We start from the raw sequence: 4308 nt of genomic DNA on the forward strand, positions 1-4308 counted from the left end.
GTGCCGGCCGATAGCCCCGGGCTCCGCCTGCCGAAAATCCGGGCTCCGCCTGCCGAAGATCCGGCTGACCCCCGGGGGGCCGCCGGTGGGTGGGGGATGGCCCAGCCGCCCACCGGCGGCGGTCCATGGCACGGCATACCTACCGTGCACCGGCGGATGCCGGCGCGAATACGCCGTCCGTGCACCTGGCCGGAGGCCGGCGCGGGTGCGCCGCCGAGCCCACCCGCGCCGGAGGTGTCACGACGCATCTCCGAGCATGACGCAGCGGGTCGCGCGGCGCTCGTTGTAGCGGTTGACCATGCGGGACCCGCGGTGACGGACCACCGACGTGTCCATCCGCCGGATCCGTCTACCTGGTCCGGCCACCCGATCCGTCCGCCGCCGGATCCGATCCGGCCAACCGGCCCGAACCTCCTGCGCACTTCCTGCGCAACGCCGGGCGGGAATTCTGACATATCCCCTGAATCAGAATGCCGTTACCGACTCCACCGGTCACCCGGCCGGATTGACAGTCCAGCTTTTGTAACCGGACACTCGCAGTCGAGTAATCGGAAGCGGAGAACGGTGCGGATGGAGAACGGTGAGGACATGGCCCGTCGACGGATGGCAAACATGCTGGCTCTCGCCGTACTCGGACTACTCAACGAACGGCCTATGCACCCATACGAGATGTCGACGACGATGCGTGAACGACACAAGGAAGACAGCATCAAGCTGACGTACGGCTCGCTCTACACGGTGGTGGACGCGCTGGCCCATAACGGTTACATCACCGCTCGCGAGACCCTCCGCGAAGGTCGGCGGCCGGAACGGACCATCTACGAGATCACTCCGGCCGGCCGGACCGAACTCTACGACTGGATGTCCGAGTTGGTCAGTACACCCGCCAAGGAATACCTTCGTTTCGAGGCGGCGCTTTCCATGCTGGCAGTACTCACACCCGAGGACACCGTCCGGCTGCTCACCGAACGCCGCAACCGGCTCATACTCCAGATCGAGCACAGCCACGCGGGCGAGGCGCTCGCCGTACGTAAAGGGCTCCCTCGGCTGTTCACCCTGGAAACCGAGTATTTCAGCGCGCTGACAGAGGCCGAGTTGCGCTACGTGGACGAGCTCATCTCAGAAATCACGAACAGGACGCTGGACGGCATCCACATCTGGGACGCGATCCACACCCGCGGCGAGACCGATCCCGACCGGATACGAGAGGTTGTGATCAAGGCTCTGGAAGCCGGCAGCCGCAAGGACTTCGCGCCCAGGTCCGTCGTGAACACGACCGGACGGGCTATCACCGCCCGGGTCGGACCGGAGGGCACCGACCGCGAATCCCCCGCCGCCCAATCCTGCCATCCCTTGTCGTCCGTCGAACCCGCGGACGGCGATACAGAATCCGACACGGACCTCCTACACGGGAAGAATCCATAGTTATCCGTATTGCGACATCCGACCCGTTCACGGTCGTCCCACAATTCCTGCTCGTCTTTGAAGGATCACATATCCAGCCGACCTGGACACAGGTGACCCGGAGACCTGAGCCTCCGGCAGAACGAAAGGAAAATAATCGTGCCGCCTTCGGCCCACCAGGTCTCCGGGAGATCCAACGTAAATCTCCGGCCGGCGCAGCCATGACCTATCCTGATCACGCCGCCAGAGGCCACAAAGAGTAATTCAGAAAAAGGGGGACCTGATGACCTCACACCCGGCTCCGGCACACGCCGGGCAGCCACCCGGCATCTCCACGACGCAGCTGGCCGAAGCACCCGAAACAGTCGAGCCCGCGGCGGCAACGGCCACGCTGACGCAGCCGGCCAGCGCCACGCGGACAGCCACGGACACGGACACGGACACAGCGACCTTCGGGACCGCCGTGATCACCAACCCTGGCGAGCGTTTCGCGATCCAGGCCGAAGACCTGGTGAAGACCTACCGCGGGGGCGTCCAGGCGCTGTCCGGCCTGAGCTTCGGTGTCGCCCCCGGGACGGTGTTCGGCCTGTTGGGGCCCAACGGCGCCGGGAAATCCACGACGGTGAAGATCCTCACCACGCTGTCGCGCCCGGACTCGGGAACAGCCAGCGTGGCCGGGATCGACGTCCTCGCCCACCCCGGCCAGGTCCGGCACCGCATCGGTGTCGTCGCCCAACGGTCCGGCATCGATCTGGAGGCGACCGGTCGCGAGAACATCGCACTTGCCGCCCGTCTGCACGGACTGCCCCGCCCCATGGTGATCGACCGGGTCGCCGCGCTGCTCGACCAGTTCGAGCTGGCAGCGGCCGCGGACCGGCCGGCGCGCACCTATTCCGGCGGCATGCTGCGCAAGCTCGACGTGGCGGTCGGCCTGGTTCACCGGCCCAGTGTGCTCTTCCTCGACGAGCCCACCACCGGCCTGGACCCACAGGCACGCGCCCAGATGTGGGACGAGATCGGTTCTCTCGCGGCGGACGGCCTGACGATCCTGCTCACCACGCATTACCTCGAGGAGGCAGACCGGCTCGCGTCCCTCGTCGCCATCATCGACGGCGGGCGCATCCTCGTCCAAGGCAGCCCCGACGAGCTCAAGAGCGAACTGAAAGGTGACGCCGTCCACCTTGAGCTCGCGACCGTCCCGGCTGCCGCGGTCGTGGACACGGTGACCGCGGCCCTCGGCCAGGTCCCGGGCGTCACCGGAACCACGGTGGACGGCCGAGAGGTTCACGCTCGGGTGACGCACGGCGCCTCATCGCTACCTGCCGTGTTCGCAGCCCTCGACCGCGTGGACGTTGCGGTGGTCGCGGCGACGATCGCCCGGCCGTCCCTCGACGACGTCTACCTGCGCCACGTCGGCCGCCGGTTCACCGCCGACGCGAGTTCCGGTTCCGGGCCGGATGCCGGCGCCACCCAGGACAAGACCACTGAGGACAAGGCTGCCCAGCGCAAAGCTGTTCCGGACAAGGGGGTGGCCTGATGGCAGGCCTCACTGACACCGACACGACCGCCGGCACCGACACAACCGTGGGTACCGACACGACCGCCGACACCGAGGCGACCGGCAGCACGAACGCCGGGACGGCCAGTAGCACCGACACCAGAACCAACATCAGAACCAACGCCAGGACGGACACGGACGACAGCACCGATGCTTCCGGCCCCGATCCCACAGCCGATCCCACAGCCGATGCCCCGGCCGATCCTGACACCACGATCAGCACCCCGACCGGCAGCAACGTCGAAGCCGGCATCCCAGCCGGCCCTGACAGCAAGACCGGCACCCTGGCCAGCGCCACCGCCAAGAGCGACATCCTGGCCAACCCCAACACCACGATCAACGCCTCGCCCGGCGCCGCCACCAAAGTCGGCATCCCGGCCGGCCCTGACAGCGCCACGGACATCCTGAGGTCACGGCCGCTGCCTGCCGAGCGGAGCGAATTCACGGCCTCGGCCGGCAGCCAGCTATGGTGGCTAACCGTTCGTCACCTGCATTCGACGCTGCGCCAGCCGGCCTACCTGGCGATCACGATCGTGCAGGCGGTGGTGTGGCTGCCCCTGTTCGGGTCGCTGTTCCGCCGGGTCGTGGACGTTCCCGGCTTCGGCGGCGGCTCCTATTTCGATTTCCTCACGCCCGGCGTCGTGGTGATGAGCGCGCTGTTCTCGGCAGGCTGGTCCGGGATGAACGCCATCATCGAGATCGACCGCGGCGTGACGGATCGTATGCTGACGTCCCCGGTCCGGCGCGGCGCCCTGATCGGCAGCAGACTCGTCTTCCAGGTGATAGTGACCATCATCCAGTCGGTCATCATCATGCTGCTCGGCTGGGCGATCGGAGCCCGGTACCACAACGGGCTGCTGGGTCCGGCCGTACTGCTCGCCGGTGCCGCGCTGATCGCGGTCATCGTGGCGTCCCTGTCCTATGCGCTCGCCCTGATCGTGCGCAGGGAAGAGGTCCTGATCGCGGCGGTGAACTTCTGCATCCTGCCGCTGACGTTCCTGTCATCCGCGATCATGGCAAAGGATCTCATGCCGGGCTGGATGCAGGCTGTCGCCTGGGTCAACCCGGTGGACTGGGCGGTGACCGCCGTCCGCGAGGTCGGATCGGTCGACCCGGACTGGCTCTCCGTCGGCCTCCATCTGTCCTACCTTGCCGCGCTGGCGCTGGTGGCGGGAAGACTCGCGACCCGCGCCTTCGACGTCTACCACCGCTCCCTGTAGGTGCGCCTGTCACCGCTCCCTGTAGGTAAGGACGGCCCGCTTCCGGTGAACAGGTTCCGGTGAAGCATTGCCCGAGGTAACCCGTAACCCGCCTCCGCGTGTGCCGCCCCGCTGCCGGTGCCCGCG

3 protein-coding genes are annotated in these 4308 nt (G+C 67.4%); all 3 read left to right on the plus strand.

Annotation, left to right across the window (positions count from 1 at the left end; all coding sequences use genetic code 11):
- Window positions 1-570 precede the first annotated feature (570 nt).
- The 3 genes from DD1DGNOD_RS23475 (at window position 571) to DD1DGNOD_RS30175 (ending at window position 4182) form a co-directional block, all read left to right on the plus strand.
- Window positions 571-1425, plus strand: coding sequence for a PadR family transcriptional regulator (locus DD1DGNOD_RS23475; RefSeq protein ID WP_241251807.1), 855 nt, complete (start codon window positions 571-573; stop codon window positions 1423-1425).
- 262 nt (window positions 1426-1687) lie between these two features.
- Window positions 1688-2941 carry an ABC transporter ATP-binding protein gene (locus DD1DGNOD_RS23480; RefSeq protein ID WP_131768589.1) on the plus strand — a complete coding sequence of 418 codons (1254 nt, stop codon included), beginning with the start codon at window positions 1688-1690 and terminating at the stop codon, window positions 2939-2941.
- Entirely contained in the window at window positions 2941-4182 is a 1242-nt protein-coding gene (locus tag DD1DGNOD_RS30175; RefSeq protein ID WP_241255939.1) for an ABC transporter permease, read from the plus strand. The genes DD1DGNOD_RS23480 and DD1DGNOD_RS30175 overlap by 1 nt, the downstream gene beginning before the upstream one ends.
- The last annotated feature ends 126 nt before the right edge of the window (window positions 4183-4308 follow it).

It is taken from the genome of Candidatus Protofrankia californiensis, from assembly GCF_900634765.1.
Lineage (GTDB): Bacteria > Actinomycetota > Actinomycetes > Frankiales > Frankiaceae > Protofrankia > Protofrankia californiensis.

Excerpts from the sequence above, each read along its gene's own strand:
- DD1DGNOD_RS23475 (WP_241251807.1), top strand. The coding sequence starts at position 571 with ATGGAGAACGGTGAGGACATGGCCCGTCGACGGATGGCAAACATGCTG.
- DD1DGNOD_RS23480 (WP_131768589.1), top strand. The coding sequence starts at position 1,688 with ATGACCTCACACCCGGCTCCGGCACACGCCGGGCAGCCACCCGGCATC.
- DD1DGNOD_RS30175 (WP_241255939.1), top strand. The coding sequence starts at position 2,941 with ATGGCAGGCCTCACTGACACCGACACGACCGCCGGCACCGACACAACC.